20 protein-coding genes are annotated in these 17741 nt (G+C 46.7%); 16 read left to right on the top strand and 4 right to left on the bottom strand.

Annotation, left to right across the window (positions count from 1 at the left end):
* Nucleotides 1-9 precede the first annotated feature (9 nt).
* From QNO02_RS19625 to QNO02_RS19615, 3 genes are read left to right on the top strand one after another with little or no spacing between them, the layout of a single operon-like run.
* The gene (locus tag QNO02_RS19625) at nt 10-768 is read left to right on the top strand and encodes a metal ABC transporter ATP-binding protein (protein WP_091018152.1); all 759 of its coding nucleotides are present in this window, start codon (nt 10-12) and stop codon (nt 766-768) included.
* Between the two features lie 52 nt (nt 769-820).
* Nucleotides 821-1624, top strand: coding sequence for a metal ABC transporter permease (locus QNO02_RS19620; protein ID WP_047843633.1), 804 nt, complete (start codon nt 821-823; stop codon nt 1622-1624).
* A 49-nt stretch (nt 1625-1673) separates the two neighbouring features.
* A complete protein-coding gene (locus QNO02_RS19615; RefSeq protein WP_036614418.1) occupies nt 1674-2387 on the top strand; it encodes a cytochrome c biogenesis CcdA family protein in 714 nt (237 codons plus the stop codon).
* A gap of 142 nt (nt 2388-2529) precedes the next feature.
* Here QNO02_RS19615 and splB read toward each other — a convergent pair whose 3' ends face one another.
* A complete protein-coding gene (gene splB / locus QNO02_RS19610; protein WP_133385423.1) occupies nt 2530-3600 on the bottom strand; it encodes a spore photoproduct lyase in 1071 nt (356 codons plus the stop codon).
* 191 nt (nt 3601-3791) lie between these two features.
* Here splB and mntR point away from each other — a divergent pair, with 191 nt between their 5' ends.
* From mntR to QNO02_RS19595, 3 genes are all read left to right on the top strand, one after another.
* The gene (gene mntR, locus QNO02_RS19605) at nt 3792-4220 is read left to right on the top strand and encodes a transcriptional regulator MntR (RefSeq protein WP_036614415.1); all 429 of its coding nucleotides are present in this window, start codon (nt 3792-3794) and stop codon (nt 4218-4220) included.
* Nucleotides 4221-4429: 209 nt separating this feature from the next.
* A complete protein-coding gene (locus tag QNO02_RS19600) occupies nt 4430-6040 on the top strand; it encodes a family 10 glycosylhydrolase (protein ID WP_289389717.1) in 1611 nt (536 codons plus the stop codon).
* A gap of 91 nt (nt 6041-6131) precedes the next feature.
* Nucleotides 6132-7133 carry a patatin-like phospholipase family protein gene (locus tag QNO02_RS19595; RefSeq protein WP_091028801.1) on the top strand — a complete coding sequence of 334 codons (1002 nt, stop codon included), beginning with the start codon at nt 6132-6134 and terminating at the stop codon, nt 7131-7133.
* 61 nt (nt 7134-7194) lie between these two features.
* Here QNO02_RS19595 and QNO02_RS19590 read toward each other — a convergent pair whose 3' ends face one another.
* Both QNO02_RS19590 and QNO02_RS19585 read right to left on the bottom strand, forming a co-directional pair.
* A complete protein-coding gene (locus tag QNO02_RS19590) occupies nt 7195-7527 on the bottom strand; it encodes a hypothetical protein (RefSeq protein WP_036614407.1) in 333 nt (110 codons plus the stop codon).
* Between the two features lie 5 nt (nt 7528-7532).
* On the bottom strand, nt 7533-8525 hold the full coding sequence (locus tag QNO02_RS19585; protein ID WP_062835280.1) for a DUF1385 domain-containing protein: 993 nt from the start codon (nt 8523-8525) through the stop codon (nt 7533-7535).
* Between the two features lie 213 nt (nt 8526-8738).
* Here QNO02_RS19585 and QNO02_RS19580 point away from each other — a divergent pair, with 213 nt between their 5' ends.
* The 5 genes from QNO02_RS19580 (at nt 8739) to QNO02_RS19560 (ending at nt 13242) form a co-directional block, all read left to right on the top strand.
* Nucleotides 8739-9317 (top strand): YqhR family membrane protein, encoded by a 579-nt coding sequence (locus QNO02_RS19580; RefSeq protein WP_091028804.1) that lies wholly within the window; start codon nt 8739-8741, stop codon nt 9315-9317.
* 76 nt (nt 9318-9393) lie between these two features.
* Nucleotides 9394-9837 (top strand): type II 3-dehydroquinate dehydratase, encoded by a 444-nt coding sequence (aroQ, locus tag QNO02_RS19575; RefSeq protein ID WP_062835278.1) that lies wholly within the window; start codon nt 9394-9396, stop codon nt 9835-9837.
* Nucleotides 9838-9876: 39 nt separating this feature from the next.
* On the top strand, nt 9877-10950 hold the full coding sequence (locus QNO02_RS19570) for a M24 family metallopeptidase (protein ID WP_289389716.1): 1074 nt from the start codon (nt 9877-9879) through the stop codon (nt 10948-10950).
* A 290-nt stretch (nt 10951-11240) separates the two neighbouring features.
* Nucleotides 11241-11798 carry an elongation factor P gene (gene efp, locus QNO02_RS19565; protein ID WP_017687580.1) on the top strand — a complete coding sequence of 186 codons (558 nt, stop codon included), beginning with the start codon at nt 11241-11243 and terminating at the stop codon, nt 11796-11798.
* 190 nt (nt 11799-11988) lie between these two features.
* Nucleotides 11989-13242, top strand: coding sequence for an aspartate kinase (locus QNO02_RS19560; RefSeq protein ID WP_047843625.1), 1254 nt, complete (start codon nt 11989-11991; stop codon nt 13240-13242).
* An 86-nt stretch (nt 13243-13328) separates the two neighbouring features.
* Here QNO02_RS19560 and QNO02_RS19555 read toward each other — a convergent pair whose 3' ends face one another.
* Nucleotides 13329-14078, bottom strand: a complete 750-nt coding sequence (locus tag QNO02_RS19555; protein WP_091028807.1) for a 2-phosphosulfolactate phosphatase — start codon at nt 14076-14078, stop codon at nt 13329-13331.
* A 262-nt stretch (nt 14079-14340) separates the two neighbouring features.
* Between QNO02_RS19555 and spoIIIAA the strand changes: the two genes are divergently transcribed.
* From spoIIIAA to spoIIIAE, 5 genes are all read left to right on the top strand, one after another.
* The gene (gene spoIIIAA / locus QNO02_RS19550) at nt 14341-15345 is read left to right on the top strand and encodes a stage III sporulation protein AA (RefSeq protein ID WP_036674989.1); all 1005 of its coding nucleotides are present in this window, start codon (nt 14341-14343) and stop codon (nt 15343-15345) included.
* Nucleotides 15338-15856, top strand: a complete 519-nt coding sequence (spoIIIAB, locus tag QNO02_RS19545; protein WP_036614389.1) for a stage III sporulation protein SpoIIIAB — start codon at nt 15338-15340, stop codon at nt 15854-15856. Before spoIIIAA ends, spoIIIAB begins: the two co-directional genes overlap by 8 nt.
* Before the next feature lie 29 nt (nt 15857-15885).
* Nucleotides 15886-16089, top strand: a complete 204-nt coding sequence (gene spoIIIAC / locus QNO02_RS19540; RefSeq protein WP_017687585.1) for a stage III sporulation protein AC — start codon at nt 15886-15888, stop codon at nt 16087-16089.
* A gap of 32 nt (nt 16090-16121) precedes the next feature.
* Entirely contained in the window at nt 16122-16511 is a 390-nt protein-coding gene (gene spoIIIAD, locus QNO02_RS19535; RefSeq protein ID WP_017687586.1) for a stage III sporulation protein AD, read from the top strand.
* Nucleotides 16512-16579: 68 nt separating this feature from the next.
* The gene (spoIIIAE, locus tag QNO02_RS19530; protein WP_371129059.1) at nt 16580-17722 is read left to right on the top strand and encodes a stage III sporulation protein AE; all 1143 of its coding nucleotides are present in this window, start codon (nt 16580-16582) and stop codon (nt 17720-17722) included.
* Nucleotides 17723-17741 lie beyond the last annotated feature (19 nt).

Raw genomic sequence — 17741 nt, 5'->3', positions numbered from 1 at the left:
GGCTTTGCCATGCAGCAAATCATGCCACTATGTCATGATCCAATTATAGAGATCGAGAAACTATCATTTTCCTACGGGGACCAGCGAGTGATTGAGAATCTCGATTTTATGGCCCAGGAACGGGACTTTGTCGGGATTATCGGTTCCAATGGGGCGGGTAAAACGACATTGCTGCGCATGCTGGTAGGACTTCTTCCTCCTGCGCAGGGAGATATCAAACTATTCGGACAGTCGATCCGCAGGTTCAAGGACTGGGACCGAATCGGGTATGTGCCTCAAAAGAATGCATTTAACCCGTTGTTCCCTGCGACCGTTCGTGAAGTGGTTATGTCAGGCTTGTATAATAACAAAAACATGTTCCGTCGTATGTCTCGCAAATGTCAGCAACAGTGCACGGATGCGATGCAGGTCATGCGGATCGAGGATCTGGCGAACAAACGAATTGGTCAATTGTCCGGTGGACAGCAGCAGCGTGTATTTTTGGCACGAGCGCTTATCAATCACCCGGATCTGTTGATTCTGGATGAACCCACAGTAGGTATTGATGCTGAATCACAGGCCAGTTTCTTTGAACTGATCACGCATATGCATGAACATCACCGCATGACTTTTCTAATGGTGTCTCATGATATGGATCGGATGGAGAGTTATTTGGGTTCTGAAGCTGCGGTAACGAATGGCAAAATTAATTTTCATGTCCGTCATTCGCATGAGGTACAGGATTGTGCTGAGACCAATCTGCAACATACCACTGCACAGGTACGCTAGCCGTATTTATGGCCCATTAGATTAGAGTAAGGCCGAAGGAGTCGTGTTTGTTTTGGAAATATTAATGAGTGATTTTTTTCAGCGTGCCCTGGCGGGTGGGTTGTTAATTGGCATTACCGCTCCGTTAATCGGACTGTTCCTGGTCTTACGGCGGTTATCCATGATTGGAGACACCTTGTCTCATGTGACCATTGCCGGTGTTGCACTTGGATTCCTGATTGAAGTGTATCCCATTGCGGTGGGCTTGATATTTGCCGTGCTTGCTTCGTTTGCGATAGAGAAATTGCGCAAAGCGTACAAGAGTTACGCCGAATTATCGATTGCCATTATCATGTCGGGTGGTGTGGCTCTTGCTTCCTTGTTCTTCACGCTGGGCAAAGGATATAATGCAGATGTCATGAGTTATTTGTTCGGCAGTATATATACATTAGACGCTACGGATCTGAAGCTTGTAGGTGTGGTTACGCTGATCGTGGTGATTGTAGTGGCATTGTTACATAAGGAATTTTTCCTGCTTAGCTTTGAGGAAGATGCGGCAGCGGTTACAGGGTTGCCTGTAAGAATTCTTAACATGTTAATCACTGTGATGACAGCACTTGTCATTAGCACGGCGATCAAGATTGTTGGTGCGCTTCTGGTGTCAGCGCTATTGACCATTCCGGTAGCGGTCAGCCTGTTGATGGCCCGGAGTTTCAAATCCGCCATTATTTTGTCCGTGATTATCGGCGAAATTGCCGTAGTCCTTGGACTGGTTGTAGCAGGCATCTGGAACCTCGCACCTGGAGCAACGATTGTATTATTGCTGATCATGATGCTGATTCTGACGATGATTGGAAAAAAAGGGTTCCGAGCCTGACGACTGAACGAGCAAGCACGTGAGCCCGGGGAAGGGAGACATCCGCTTCATGCCTGATGTTAATGTATGGATGGCTTTTGTAGCAGGTTTAGTCTCATTTATATCACCATGTTGTCTTCCGCTGTATCCATCATACCTCTCCTACATTACAGGTATGACGGTGCAACAATTGAAGGATGACCGCAATCAGCGCGAAGTCCGCTTTAAGACCATGACGCATACGCTGGCGTTTATTTTAGGCTTCTCGGCTGTATTTTATTCGCTTGGCCTTGGTGCTGGACTGTTTGGCCAATTTTTTAATGACAACCGAGAACTGATTCGGCAATTGTCTGCGATTTTGATTATGCTTATGGGGTTATTTTTGCTTGGGGTGTTCAAGCCACAGTTTCTGATGAAGGAACGCAAGCTGGATATGAAATGGAAACCAGCAGGCTATCTGGGCTCTTTTATATTTGGCATCGGTTTCTCAGCAGGCTGGTCGCCGTGTATTGGCCCTATTCTAACAGCGATCATTGCTATGGCTGCAAGTGAGCCCACAACTTGGCTGGCGTTGATTACAGGTTATACGGCTGGGTTTGCAATCCCGTTCTTCATTTTGGCCTTTTTCATTGGTTCGACACGCTGGATCTTACGGTATTCCAATGTCATGATGAAAGTCGGCGGAGCATTAATGTTGTTCCTTGGAGTATTGCTTTTTACAGATCAGATGACGAAGATTACCATCTGGTTGCAGCAGATTACACCAGACTGGATGATTATTTAAACGGATGACCTGAATTTAAGTATTATTATGTATGGCATAGCAGGCTACATGTTACCAGAGACACTCTGGGTCATGTAACCTGCTTTTTAATCGTTAGGAATGCTTATACCAGCATATCGTTATGGGCAGTCACGTTTTTTGTTTAGGTGAAGTAATCAATATTGGCTAGTGGAAAATGTTCAAAGATCCGTTCCGTAATGAATTCGCGCAGCGCATCTTGCTGGTCGTCCTTATACACATACTTGTACTGACCCCAGCGGCCCCATTTCATTTTGCGTTTCTCGATATCCATCTCCAGCTTGGTTTTGGGATAACGCTTCTCAATGGTTGCTTTGGCCGTTTTGGTAAAACGGTGCTGGATCATTTCAAAGGTAAGGTCCTTAGTTGCTTCCTCTGGAAGTGTATCTGCCAGTTTCTGCAACAGATCCGAGTATCCTTCTTCCCAGCCGTCATACCACATAATCGGAGCGATAATGAATCCCAGGGGATAACCAGCGTGTGCAATTTTGCCAGCAGCTTCAATGCGTTCCTCAAATCTGGAGGTAGCCGGTTCAAAGTTTTTGATGACATAATCCGAATTGACGCTAAACCGGATACGGGTGTGGCCGTTATGCTTGATGTTCAGCAACGGATCAACGTGATGATATTTGGTTACAAAGCGCAAGCGCCCGTATTCTTCATCCGCCATAAAACGAATCAGGTCACTTAAATTTTCCGTGATATGCTCAAGTCCTACGGGATCAGAAGTACAGGCGGCTTCAAATCGCGTGATTTCAGGCGCCCGTTCTTCGATGTATCCTTTTGCAGCCTGAATGATCTCCTCGGTATTAACATAGACACGAACATAAGGTTTCGCACCAAGTGTAGTTTGAAGATAACAATAATGGCAGTGCCCCATACAGCCTGTAGAGATGGGAATGGCATATTCCGCTGAAGGTTTCGACTGGTCAAACTTGAGTGTTTTGCGCACACCAACGACCAGAGTACGCTTTGCCATCCGGTACTTTTCTTGTTCGGTTTCACCCGGCAGATTTGTAATTCGGTTATGGGATGTGGTCATCTGGTAAGGGATGTTTTTGGATGTCACCCATTCCATAATCCGTTTGCCTTTATCATATTCTAATGCACCGGGTTCAAAATACACCAAATCGGGAATAAAGGGTTTAGTACCTTTTGCTTTTCGAACTGGCGGTGAGGCTACACTTGTACTCACGAAATCACTCCTTTCGATGCGGAACTTTGCTTAGTTTGCCTCGTTTGGTGAGAAGTCACGCTGCCAATTACTTGTGTAACAGCGCGCTCCGAACTGTGCAGGACTTGCCAATGCGTATTGATAACATGTATCATTATAAGATAGGGACCAGGCACGAATAGGGGCCGGTCAGAGAGAAAAGAGGGAAGCAGATGCCAACGCCCAGTATGGAAGATTATTTGGAGCGTATATACAAATTAATTGATGAAAAGGGCTATGCTCGTGTGTCTGATATAGCTGAAGGACTGGAAGTACATCCTTCATCGGTGACGAAGATGATCCAAAAGCTGGACAAAGACGAGTACCTGATCTATGAGAAGTACCGCGGACTGGTGCTTACGCCAAAAGGCAAAAAGATGGGCAAACGTTTGATGGAGCGCCATCATCTGCTCGAACAATTTTTGACAACGATTGGTGTTCAGGAACAAAATATCTACAATGATGTTGAAGGCATTGAACATCACCTGAGCTGGGACTCCATTACATGCATTGAGTCCTTGGTTGAATACTTCCGTCAGGATGAGAGCCGGTTGCGTGACCTCAAAAATCTTCAGGACGTCATGAGTAATACGGAGTCTTAAGATTCAGCAGTGGAATAAACATGATGATATACAATGAATTGTATCCTGTGATCAAAGGATGCTTCTTGCCGTTTCAATGGCAGGAAGCATTTTTTTGTGTGCAATCACACCATAATTTGGTGATTTTCGCAACTAAACGAAGGGTAGGAGCGTCTATTAAACTAGTAGAATTTACCGCAAATTTATAATGATTTTGGAGGACTGCACTAATGAATGTTCGTAAAGGATTGATGCTGCTGCTCATTTTTGTACTTGGATTACAGACAGCAGGCATGACAGCACAAGCAGCCGGGCAGAAGGAAATCGCTATTTTTCTAGACGGCAACCGTTTGGAATCGGATGTATCACCCTACATCTTGCCCAAAGTAAATGTAACGATGGTACCTCTGCGTGTCATTAGCGAAGGACTGGGTGCGTCTGTTTTATGGTCTCAAGCTACTCGTACCGTGACCATTCAGAAATCCGATTCGGTCATCTCTATGACAAGCGGGCGCCAGCAGGCGACCGTGGATAACGATGTAGTTGGTCTGGATGCATCGGTCGAATTGAAACAAGGTCGGGTCATGGTTCCCATTCGATTCGTCAGTGAGAACCTGGGCATTCGAGTGAACTGGAATCAGGCAGCCCAGACCATTGATCTGTACACAGGAGACGAATCAGTACCAACTCCTGAACCAACTCCGGCAACCCCAGCGGAGCCTGGAGGCACGGGCAATGTACCAGCTTCTGAAGATATGCGGGGAGCATGGATCTCCACTGTGAATGGAGACTGGCCTACTTCTGGTGCCAAGGGAAATGTAGAGAAGCAAAAGCAGGAGTATACAAAACAGCTTGATACTTTGCAAGGTATGGGCATCAACGCAGTATTTGTCCAAGTGAGAGCCAATGGGGATGCCATCTATCCTTCAGGTCTGGTACCTTGGAACAGCGTATTAACAGGAACACAAGGTAAAGATCCCGGTTATGATCCCCTCGCGTTTATGGTTGAGGAGGCACACAAACGAGGTCTTGAGTTCCACGCCTGGTTTAATCCGTTTAGAGCAACGAACTCAGCGAGTACATCAAACTTGGCAACAAACCACATCTCCAAGCTTCATCCAGACTGGATTGTGAATGCATCCGGCAAAATGTACATTAACCCGGGTATCCCGGAAGCCAGACAGCATATTATCGATACGATCATGGAAGTGGTCAATCAGTATGATATTGATGGTGTACATCTGGATGATTATTTCTATCCATCCAATGTGACTTTTAATGATGATGCAGCCTTCAAAACTTACAACACATTGAATACCAAAGACCGTGCTGAATGGCGTCGGGACAATATCAATCAGTTTGTTAAGCAGCTCGGGCAGAGCATTCACAGAGTAAAAGCTAACGTTGAATATGGAATTAGTCCATTTGGTGTATGGCGTAATAAATCCGTTGATCTGACAGGTTCTGATACCAAAGCAGGAGTAACCGCGTATGACAGCATGAATGCAGATGTGCGGACATGGATTAACCAGGAGTGGATCGACTATGTCGCTCCGCAGGTGTATTGGAGTATGACACTGAGCGTAGCCCGATACGACAAAGTCGTGGACTGGTGGGCGAATGAAGTGGCTAACACAAATGTAAAATTGTATATCGGCCACTCACCTTATAAGTTAGGTACGCCAGAGATTGGCTGGCAGACATCACAGGAGATCATCGATCAGCTGAACTACAACAAGAAGTATTCTTCGGTTAAAGGGGATATATTCTTCAGTTCACAATACCTGACGAAGAACCCTCTCGGCCTAATTGCCAAATTAAAAGCTTATTATGGTCTCTAAAACAATTTAACAATACGGTTATAAGACAAACCCTTGTTCTCATAGAGTGGCAGTAGAAACGTGGCTGCCTGGAGAACGGGGGTTTTTTGTTATGTTAATTAACGCGGTGTTTGAAGGTGGAGGCGTCAAAGGGATCTCGCTTGCAGGTGCTGTGCAGGGTGCTCAAGACTGCGGCATTCAGTTTAATCGAGTGGCAGGCACATCATCCGGTTCCATTGTAGCTGCTCTGCTAGCGGCCGGTTACAGGGCCGAGGAGATGAAAGTCATTATTGAGAATACCCCCTTTGTTTCATTGCTGCGTCGTTCCCCCATATTTAATACCCGATGGATCGGACCCGCAGCAAGGCTGTTCTTGAAGAAAGGACTGTATTCGGGAGAAGCGCTGGAATCATGGATTCGCAAGATGTTGGAGCAGAAAGGGATTCGCACATTCGCTGACTTGCCGCAAGGCAAGTTGCTTATTACCGCATCCGATATATCCAATGGGACCATTCTGGTGCTACCAGACGATATTCGTCGGTTCGGCATTGATCCTGCGAAGCTGGATGTTGCAAAAGCGGTACGTATGAGTTGCAGTATTCCGTATTTTTTCGATCCGGTAGTCATACGCAAATCGCCAGTATTCTCCAAAGGACTTCCTTTTCAAGATCAGTTCGTCTATGTAGTGGATGGTGGATTGCTTAGCAATTTTCCGCTGTGGCTCTTCGATGGGGATCGTACGGAGCGAGGGGGAGACGTTATTCCGGTTGTCGGATTCAAAATGGTGGGGAAGACGGAAGTGGAACCTGCCCGTATTAAAGGACCGTTAAGCATGCTTCAGGCCCTTGTGGAGACGATGCTCACAGCACATGATGAACGCTACATCGAACAGATTAACCGGTTCCGGACAGTGAAGATACCAACGCTTGGGATTAAACCAACGCAATTTCATTTATCGTTACAGGACAGCACGGCGTTATATCGATCAGGTACTACCGCAGGGAGTGAATTTTTCAACGGGTGGAATATGAAAGTGTATGATGAACAGCTGGACAAACAAAGAAAAGAATTGCGCAAGAAACAGGCAGAAGCTCCGCCTCTGATTCCTGTATAAACGCGAAAAAAGCAATTCTCCGCATATTGGGAGAACTGCTTTTTTTGTATATCAGTAACTTTTAATGAAATTTCGGTATATCTTCATCGCTTTTCCCTTTTTGTCCCTGAATCACTTGGAAAGGATAATCCTTACGTTTCTTAGAAGAGCCGCTGCTCTTTCTGGCACTGGACTGTGCATTGACTTTTGCCATGGTTCGTGCCGATGGCTTGATCTTTGGTGATTTGGTTTTGCTTGCCCAGCGACGAGGCGGATATTTGTACAGCAGGAATACAGCTCCGAACACGACCAGAGGAATAATGATCCTGGATGGACTAGCGTTCCCCAGCCAAGTCAAGACTCCAACAGCAGCTAGTGCGATGAACGTCCAAAATAAGATTGCCTGCTTGTTCATATCATTCACCCTTTCACAGGATCGAGTGTTGCAACAGGTACTTCTGACGTAGCAGAGACATTGGCAAGCTTGGCATCCAACTCACGCATACGGTTAAACGAAGCAATGGATACTTCTACCTGTTCGTTGGTCGGTTCTTTTGTTGTCAGCAATTGCAGCCACAATCCCGGGTATCCGAGATAACGCAGTACAGGAATATCACGTACTGAATTCGTGAGCTTTAACAGTTCAAAAGAAATGCCTAGCACAACTGGCAATAACAACAGACGCTGACCCATCCGTTCCCAGAGGTTATCGTACGTGAAGAGAGAGTATAGAAACACTCCAATAATGACAGTCAACATAATGAAACTGCTTCCGCAGCGGTAGTGCAGTCGGCTGTACTTTTGCACGTTCTCCGGTGTCAGTTCTTCACCAGCTTCATGTGCGCTGATTACTTTGTGTTCCGCTCCATGATACTGGAAGAGACGTTTAATCATCGGCGTCTGTGAGATTAACCACAGATAGGCGAGTAACAGGATCAGCTTAATGCCGCCTTCCAGTAAATTATGCAAAAACTGATTGTCGAATGCATTTTTGAATAGAAAATTCTCGATAACAACAGGAAGCAATGTGAGCACAACTTTACCAAAAAGGAATGAAAGGATGGCTACGGCAGTCACACCGATGATCATGCTTAGGCTCCAGCCCGAACCTTCTTTCTCTTTTTGCTTGGCTTTCTCTTCCGGTTCCAGTTCATCATCAGCATAGGCGTCAGCAGAATAATTGAGATGTCTGCTACCTTTGACACTTGAATCTATAATGCTGACAATTCCGCGTAATAAAGGAATCCGCCGCAATTTCGTGACCCAGGACTTGTCTTGCTTGGGAACTTCCAGATACGTAATTTCGCCGTCTTTTCTACGAACAGCTGTAACGTTGACATGTTTCCCACCGAACATTACGCCTTCAATGACAGCTTGCCCCCCATAGCTGACAGGCTTGGATTGTTGAGGCAAATTATTCACCTTCCTATTCTGTTCTAGGCCTTCGCGATCAAAGGCAGTTTAATAACCCTATTGTATCGAATTTTAAGACCAATTTCTAGTTTGTGAGTCAAACCTTGAAGGATGTTGTTAAGATTGTCCTGTTTTGAACATACTACCTCGTAGAATCAGAGCGGAAATTCGAGGCATAATGCGGGATTATCAACTGAATGAAGGAGAATATCGATGACAGAACGTAAGCATGAAGATACATCACACGATGAAGGTCAACGTCCCAATGAGCGGCAGCAAAAAGACAGGGGCAGACGCCCTACCCAGAGGCAAGGTCAAGCACACTACTACACGAATCCATTTTCCTTTGCGTTAGAGCTTGGCTTTTTTGCCGGTTTTATCTGGGGCGGGCTACATTGGCTATTCTATCTGTTGCATTTTACAATTGTACCTGTCGGATTTCTGGCCGAGCCTTTTTTCAAACATGAATATATATATACCGCAGCAGGACATTTGACAGGCTGGCTGTTTTTTATCGTCTTTTCCATCTTGGCATCCTTACTCTACACGTTCACGATTAGAAAACTGAAAGGGCCGTTACCCGGCATGGTGTATGGAATCGTCTGGTGGCTGATTCTCTTTATACTGGTCGGACCAAAACTGGGGATGATGAAACCTTTGAACGGTTTAACGTGGGATTCAATCATCACGGAACTATGTTTCTTTTTGTTATGGGGGCTGTTCATTGGTTACACGGTAGCTATGGAGTACACGGACGAACGCAAACGCGAGCCGGAGCAAGCGGGGGCATAGCGCAAAAAAGCTTCTCAATCCGGCAATGCCTGTGTTAAAATAGCAGATGGTTATTTGCAGAGAGGGTGGAGCAGCGATGAAACGAATTATTGTGATCAATGGTCCGAACCTGAACATGCTTGGTGTACGTGAACCGGGCATCTATGGAACGCTTAGTCTGAAGGATATTGAAGACAAAATTCGCAGACAGGCTGATGAACTTGGCGTCTCCATCGCTTTTTATCAATCGAACCATGAAGGGGACATCATTGACCGCATTCATGCAGCGATGGGTGAGGCAGACGGAATCATACTGAATGCCGGAGCATTTACCCATTATAGCTATGCTATACGTGATGCAATCAATGCTGTAAAAGTCCCTACGGTGGAAGTACATCTATCCAACATTCATGCACGCGAAGCGTTCAGACATCATTCAGTGATTGCAGCGGAAACAATCGGGCAGATTGCCGGATTTGGCGAAGTAAGCTATGAACTGGGATTGCTGGCTCTTGTGCGTCATCTGGACAAACAAACCTGAGCCGGGAACCCGGGAATGTGAGAGAAAGAAGGGTTACCGATGGAAAACAAACGAGTAAATAAGTTGCGTGAAGCCATGCGTGAGCATGAACTCACTGCAATGCTGATTACAAACCCGATTAACCGTCGTTATATGACGGGCTTTACAGGCTCGGCGGGATATGTGCTGATTACGGAACAGGATGCATATCTGCTGACTGATTTCCGTTATATGTCACAAGCGCCTCAGCAAGCCAAAGGATTTACCGTTGTGGAGCATGGAGCTAAGCCGATGGATACGGTGCGCGAATTGTTGACATCCGCGAATATCAAAGAATTGGGCTTCGAGCAGGATAGTGTCACATTCGGCACGCACTCCGCTTATGCTGAAGCACTGCAGTCTATTGAACTGAAAGCTGTATCCGGGATCGTGGAACAACTTCGTATGTTCAAGGATGAAGACGAGATCGCGGTCATGCAGAGAGCAGCAGATCTGGCGGATGCCACGTTCAGCCACGTTTTGCAGTTTGCAAAACCAGGTATGACGGAGCGTGAAGTGGATCTGGAGATGGAGTTTTTCATGCGCAAACATGGAGCAACGTCCTCTTCGTTTGACACCATTGTAGCATCGGGTGAACGTTCTGCTATGCCTCACGGTGTAGCGAGCAGTAAGGTCATCGGACAAAATGAGTTAATTACATTTGACTTTGGTGCACTTTTGGACGGATACTGTTCAGATCTGACACGTACCATTGCAACAGGTACACCTGTACCTGAACTGCGCAAAATTTATGACATTGTACTGGAAGCTCAGTTACATACGCTGGAGAACCTGAAACCGGGTATGACCGGACGGGAAGCAGATGCATTGGCTCGTGATATCATTGCAGGTCACGGATATGGAGATCAATTCGGACACAGCACAGGCCACGGTCTGGGTATGGAAGTTCACGAAGCTCCTCGCCTGTCCAAGCTTAGCGACGATGTATTGAAACCGGGTATGGTTGTTACCGTTGAACCGGGTATATATATTGACGGGCTTGGTGGCGTGCGTATCGAGGATGACGTAGTGATTACCGAGACGGGTATTCATATTCTCACGAAGTCGGACAAGAAGTTCACCGTAATCGGCTAAATTACAGCCACCAGGGATATAAGACGATTTTTAATGTGTTATTTAAAATGAAAAATAAGAAATTTCACCATATCGGAGAGTGCAGAACCAATCTGAAGAAGCGAAGCGTTCGCCTTTATCACCGGATTTTCCCATTGATAATGGGATCAAAAAAATTTGGGGATAACAGCGATCGGAGGATGGTACTGCAATCGAAGTGAACGAGGTGGCCATTCTTGGGCTCATTTTACATAACATTAACCCATCGTCTTATATCACCTACTTTTTAACCATATCAGGAGGGGTTTTTTGTGATTTCAGTAAACGATTTTAAAACAGGCTTGACCGTGCAAGTAGATAACGATATCTATACCGTGCTTGATTTCCAACACGTTAAACCAGGTAAAGGCGCTGCCTTCGTACGTTCCAAATTGAAAAACCTGCGTAACGGTAACACCGTTGAAAAAACATTCCGTGCGGGCGAAACGATTGGTCGTGCCATCATCGAAAACCGTGGCGTATCCTACCTGTATGCAAGCGGTACAGAGCACACGTTCATGGATAACGAAACTTATGATCAGTTCACATTGACTAGTGATCAACTGGAATGGGAATTGAACTTCCTGAAAGAAAACATGGTCGTTAAGATTGTTAGCTACCAAGGTGAAATCCTCGGAATTGACTTGCCAACAAGCGTTGAGTTGAAAGTCATCGAGACTGAGCCTAGTGTTAAAGGTAACACTGCACAAGGCGCTACCAAAAATGCAAAAGTGGAAACAGGCTTGAACGTACAAGTTCCTTTGTTCATTAACGAAGGTGATGTTCTCCTGATTGACACACGTGAAGGTAAATACTCTTCCCGTGCGTAACTTTCACAAGCTGTAAGCTAATAAACGGTATTAACAACCCTTTGCCATTCCTTTGGCAGAGGGTTTTTTCGAAAAAAGATTAGCCTATCAGGCGCTTTCGTAATATACTGGGTTAAAGTCATTTCTCGTAGAGAATAATGACGATGGACATTAATTATGCATACTGCACAAGGTAGGGAGTGGATTTGCGTTGTCATTGTACGTCATGAAATTTGGGGGCAGCTCGGTCGGAGATACAGAACGCATGAAGCGTGTAGCCGGACGTGTTGTAGAAAAAGCTGATGAAGGACATCGGTGTGTAGTCGTGGTTTCGGCCATGGGGGATACAACAGATGATTTGATTGATCAGGCAAAACAACTGAATAGTGATCTGCCTGCTCGTGAGATGGATATGCTCTTAACGACAGGAGAACAGATTTCGATCTCTTTGTTATCGATGGCTATTCAAGCACTTGGACGTAAGGCAGTATCGTTTACGGGCTGGCAGGCGGGATTCCGCACAGAGCCGGTTCACGGAAAAGCACGTATTCATGATATTCAACCTGACCGCGTGAATGCAGCACTTGCCGAGGGCAACATTGTTATTGTTGCAGGCTTCCAGGGCATGACGGAAGACGGCGAGATCACAACGCTGGGTCGTGGTGGCTCGGATACAACAGCTGTAGCGCTGGCGGCAGCAATTAAGGCTGATGCGTGTGAGATCTATACGGATGTAGACGGAATCTATTCTACGGACCCGCGGATCGTTAAGGTTGCGCGCAAGCTGAAGGAAATATCCTATGACGAAATGCTGGAACTCGCTAATTTGGGAGCAGCGGTGCTGCATCCGCGTGCAGTAGAGTACGCGAAGCATTCCGGTGTACCTTTAATTGTAAGATCCAGCTTTAACCATAATGAAGGAACGGTTGTGAAGGAGGAAGCAGCAATGGAACAAGGCGTAGTGGTTAGTGGTATTGCCTATGACAAAAACGTGGCTCGCATCAGTATTCTGGGTGTGCCGGATGTACCAGGAGTTCTGGCCGAAGTATTTGGTGCGCTTGCATCCAATCAGCTGGATGTGGACATTATCGTTCAGAGCGGAGTGATGGATGGCAAAGCGGACTTTTCATTCTCTGTGGCGCTGTCTGATCGTGAGAACGCATTACGTGTCATTGAAGGCCTTCACAGCCGCTTGCCTTACCGTGAAGTCACATCTGAGGAGAACCTCGTTAAAATCTCCATTGTTGGCGCAGGCATGGTCAGTCACCCAGGTGTAGCTGCGAAGATGTTCAAAGTCATTTCCGCTGAAGGCGTGAGTATCAAGATGGTGAGCACTTCCGAGATCAAAGTATCTTGTGTTATTGACGGAGATAAGCTGCATGACGTCATTAAGGCATTGCATACAGCATATGATCTCGACACTGCCGAGCAAGCCGTTATCGGTGGACCTCAAGATCGCAGATAAGTATTTTCTGTGTGTGTAAATTAGCAAAGGTGTACTGTTGCCAACGGGCAGCAGTACACCTTTTTTTGTTTTTCTCATGGCAATTCTCACATCAACTTGAACATCTTTCCCCCGCGTATGCCTTTATAAGGTTGCATGAGGTTCCCCTCCCCCATCTCGGGAACACAATCCAGCAAGTTTAATTGAGAACAATATGAAATGTCATGAACCCTGCCTAGCTTTTCAAGCCTACGCCCGCTAACAGATCCCTGCACCAGCTCGGGGATGCTCTCTTGACATTGGGATACCGCCTGATGAAGTACTATGCCGAGATCGTTTAGTTGGAGGGGAGAACAGGATTGACGGTGCAGTTCGTCGATGATACATCCAGCACACAAGGCGTCCTCCAGTGCAAATTCATCCTGATTCCCCGCACATAACAGCAATACATCTCGTTGAAGTTGGCAAAGAACTGCTGCGACAGCCCTGACATTGAGAAATGATCCAGCTAGTACATGTTTCGCCCTGGAAGCTTTGATCAAGGCGCGGGTTCCATCGGTTGTGGTCAGTATGATTGTTTTATCTGCAATGTCCTCAGTCATATATTCATAGGGGGAATTCCCCACCTCGAATCCGGTGATTTTTTTGTCAAAACGTTCCCCGCCTCGAATGCAATCTTTCACTTCCATTTGTTTGGCTTGTGGAACGGTTTCTACAGCAATCACAGCGGAAGCGTCATACGCCAGAGCCGTAATAATCGTACTGGTCGTACACAATACATCAATGACAACTGCACTTCGCCCTGCGATATCAATAGTACGTACTTCATTCACATTGCCAACGACATCAACTCGCACTCCCCACAACTCCTTTCTTATCTGGGGATCGGTAGTTCTGTTTTGAACCGAAATGGAACTTACCTATCTGCAATTACTATATGCATGCACATCTAGACGGGTGCCTAGAACAGAAGGTGCATCTATGCTTTCAACTCTCAACCGTATTCTGAAGAATTGATAGATTTCAGCGTCATAAATTAAATGTACAGGCATAAACTTGAGATATGAACAAGCGCCAGAAGTGTGAACCAAATGATCTCAAGGTTGGAGGAGCCTACTCATGAAGGTGAACTGGAGGGAACTTTTTCCGGAACCGATCCGAACCATTCTTGGAAGAATGCCACCCGCTCTATTGGAACAAGTGGAGGAAGTACGTATTCGTGAAGGCAGACCCCTGGAGATTAATGCAGGCAACACATACCACTTCCTGACACCTCAAGGTTGTCCGACCGGGAATCCTGAAGAAGCGTATGTTCCTCAGAAAGAAGTGACGCACAGGTTGTTGGACCTGATCAGTAACCATTCACTTTATACATTGGAAGAGGAACTGCGCAAAGGGTTCATCACCATACCTGGGGGACATCGAATCGGGCTTGCTGGACGAACGGTACTAAGCGGTGGGCGTGTCGAATACCTGCGTGATATCAACGGGTTTAACGTTCGGGTAGCCCGTGAGGTACATGGAGTGGCTGATCGTATCCTTCCTTATCTTCTCGATATGAAGAGCGGACAGGTCCTGCACACGTTGATCCTATCACCACCACAACAAGGGAAAACGACGTTGTTACGAGATCTGGCGAGACAAATTAGCAGTGGTACAAAGCTTACAGGGGGAACTGAACTGGTTCAGGGAATACGCCCACGTCTGAAAGTGGGCATTGTGGATGAAAGGTCCGAAATCGCTGGTAGCTACAAAGGAGTACCTGGCTTCGACGTAGGTCCCCGAACAGATGTGATGGACGGTTGTCCGAAGGCTGAGGGCATGATGATGATGCTTCGCTCCATGTCGCCCGATGTCCTGATTGTGGACGAGATCGGTCGTCCGGAGGATGCCGAGGCGGTGATGGAAGCCCTGCATGCAGGAGTCTCAGTGATTGCGACTGCGCATGGCCGTGACCTATCGGAGCTGTCGGCCAGACCTGCCCTCAGAACCTTAATTACGGAGCAGATGTTTCAACGTTATGTCCAGCTGCAACGGACGAGCCGGGGCATGACCTTTCGGCTGGCTGATGGCAAAATGCGTGGGTTGCAGCAGACCGGGGCAGGAGGTGAAGCCTTTGGTTAACATGTTTGGTGCGGTAATTATTTTGTTAGCCAGCACCCTCGCCGGATTTTACAAGGCCAGACAGTATGCATTAAGACCGAGACAGTTGCGAGAACTCATTGCAGCCCTCCAGCGACTAATGACGGAGATTAACTATGGGCTCACTCCACTTCCCGATGCCATGGGCAAGATGGGAGCACAGACCAAAGAACCTGTAAAGACGCTGTTTCTTCATGCAGCTACACAGATGGAACCTCCTCATGGACTCACTGCCCGGGAAAGTCTGCAGTCAGGCGTGGATCTGGCGTGGGGAAGATCAGCCATGAAGGCTGACGAGAAGGAAGTGATGCTGCAATTAAGCTTCAGCCTTGGCACAAGTGACCGTCAGGATCAGACCAAACATATATCGTTAGCCATTCAACAACTAATGCATGAGGAATCCCGTGCCCAGGCCGATCAAATGAAATATGAACGAATGAGCCGAAGCCTCGGGATGCTTGTCGGAGCGTTAATCGTCATTCTGATCTTCTGAAATAGCCGGGATAGTGAGGTGCCAAGGTCATGAATCTAGAAGTGAACGCAATCTTTCAAATTGCGGGTATCGGAATCATCATCGCCATGATTCACACGGTACTGAAACAAATGGGAAAGGAAGATATGGCTCACTGGGTGACCGTAATCGGATTTGTCGTTGTATTGTTCATGGTGGTCCGTATGCTGGACAGCCTGCTACAAGAGATCAAATCGATATTTCTTTTTCAATGAAAAACGGTCATGAAGCCGGATGGTGGTGACCTGTGGAAATTATCCAAGTTGTAGGTTTGGCGCTCATCGCAACAGTGCTCATTCTGGTCATTAAGGAACAGAAACCGATGTTTGCCTTTCTGATTGCTGCCGCGACTGGCATTGTCATCTTCATGTTGTTGATTGGCAAAATCGGTGCAGTCATCGAAGTGTTAAAGCGGCTTGCCGAGAATTCAGGCATGGAAAGTATTTATCTGAAAACAGTGCTGAAAATTATTGGCATAGCGTACATCGCAGAATTTGGCGCACAGATTGTCAGGGATGCAGGTCAGGAGAGCATTGCGTCCAAGATTGAACTGGCTGGTAAGGTATTGATCCTTGTACTTGCTATACCGATCATCAGCATTATTATCGAAACCGTCATGAAGCTGATGCCGGTGTAGAAAGGGCGTGCGGACTTCATATGAAATCAATGCATCATAAGCCGCAGTGGCGCCTTACGGTTGTGCTGATGCTCTGTTTTCTGTTTGGTATCCTGGGACAGGTTACTGCAACCTCGCCTTCCGGTGAGTGGATGGAGCAGCAGGCCGATCAGCTTCCCAAGGATCAGGTGGAGAAATACTGGGATCAACTGATGCAACAATACGGTGGTTTCTTCCCGGATGGGAAGACCCCTTCCTTCATGGATATGTTAATCCCCGGCAATGAAGGGTTCAGCCTGAAATCGGTGTTTGTAGCGATAGGAACCTTCATGCTGCATGAAATTTTATATAATGGCAAGCTTCTGGTCACGATTGTGATGTTAAGTGTACTCAGCATGATTCTGGAGACTCTTCAGACCGCATTTGAGAAAAATAATATTAGCAAAATCGCCTATTCCATCTGTTATATGGTCATTATCATCATTGCAATCAACAGCTTCAGTGTGGCGATTGGATACGCCAAGGATGCCATAACTGGCATGATCAACTTTATGATGGCCATGGTTCCCTTGTTATTCACACTGCTTGCGTCCATGGGTAATGTCATCACCGTCTCGGTGACACATCCACTCATCATTTTCATGATTCATCTGGTGAGTACTTTGATTCATTTGCTGGTATTCCCGTTACTCTTCTTCTCAGCTGTTCTCCATCTCGTCAGTTCATTGTCTGACAAGTACAAGCTGACACAGCTGGCAGACCTCCTGCGCAATATTAGTGTGGCACTGCTGGGTATCCTGCTGACGATGTTTTTGGGTGTAATCTCGGTTCAGGGAGCATCGGGATCGGTAGCGGATGGAGTCAGCCTGAAGGCCGCCAAATACATCGCAGGCAACTTTGTCCCTGTCGTGGGCAGAACATTTGCGGATGCGACGGATACGGTAATTACAGCTTCTTTACTTGTCAAAAATGCAATTGGACTCACCGGGGTGATCATCATTTTGTTCCTATGTGCCTTTCCGGCACTCAAGATCCTGGCTCTTGCCTTGATATACAACGTAACTGGTGCCATTATGCAACCGCTCGGAGACACCCCGATTGTAGGATGCCTGCAGGCCATCGGCAAGAGCATGATCTACGTATTTGCGGCGCTCGCAGCCGTCGGGCTCATGTTTTTCCTGGCAATTACCATCTTGCTGACCGCGGGCAATATGACTGTCATGATGCGCTGAATGTATGTTGGCAAGAAAG

The organism is Paenibacillus sp. PK1-4R (assembly GCF_030369595.1).
GTDB lineage: Bacteria > Bacillota > Bacilli > Paenibacillales > Paenibacillaceae > Paenibacillus.
This window is presented reverse-complemented; position numbering and strand designations above follow the sequence as displayed.

Coding starts and splice junctions, on each gene's coding strand:
- QNO02_RS19625 (WP_091018152.1), top strand. CDS start 10: ATGCAGCAAATCATGCCACTATGTCATGATCCAATTATAGAGATCGAG.
- QNO02_RS19615 (WP_036614418.1), top strand. CDS start 1,674: ATGCCTGATGTTAATGTATGGATGGCTTTTGTAGCAGGTTTAGTCTCA.
- mntR (WP_036614415.1), top strand. CDS start 3,792: ATGCCAACGCCCAGTATGGAAGATTATTTGGAGCGTATATACAAATTA.
- QNO02_RS19600 (WP_289389717.1), top strand. CDS start 4,430: ATGAATGTTCGTAAAGGATTGATGCTGCTGCTCATTTTTGTACTTGGA.
- QNO02_RS19595 (WP_091028801.1), top strand. CDS start 6,132: ATGTTAATTAACGCGGTGTTTGAAGGTGGAGGCGTCAAAGGGATCTCG.
- QNO02_RS19590 (WP_036614407.1), bottom strand. CDS start 7,527: ATGAACAAGCAGGCAATCTTATTTTGGACGTTCATCGCACTAGCTGCT.
- QNO02_RS19580 (WP_091028804.1), top strand. CDS start 8,739: ATGACAGAACGTAAGCATGAAGATACATCACACGATGAAGGTCAACGT.
- aroQ (WP_062835278.1), top strand. CDS start 9,394: ATGAAACGAATTATTGTGATCAATGGTCCGAACCTGAACATGCTTGGT.
- QNO02_RS19570 (WP_289389716.1), top strand. CDS start 9,877: ATGGAAAACAAACGAGTAAATAAGTTGCGTGAAGCCATGCGTGAGCAT.
- spoIIIAA (WP_036674989.1), top strand. CDS start 14,341: ATGAAGGTGAACTGGAGGGAACTTTTTCCGGAACCGATCCGAACCATT.
- spoIIIAC (WP_017687585.1), top strand. CDS start 15,886: ATGAATCTAGAAGTGAACGCAATCTTTCAAATTGCGGGTATCGGAATC.
- spoIIIAE (WP_371129059.1), top strand. CDS start 16,580: ATGCTCTGTTTTCTGTTTGGTATCCTGGGACAGGTTACTGCAACCTCG.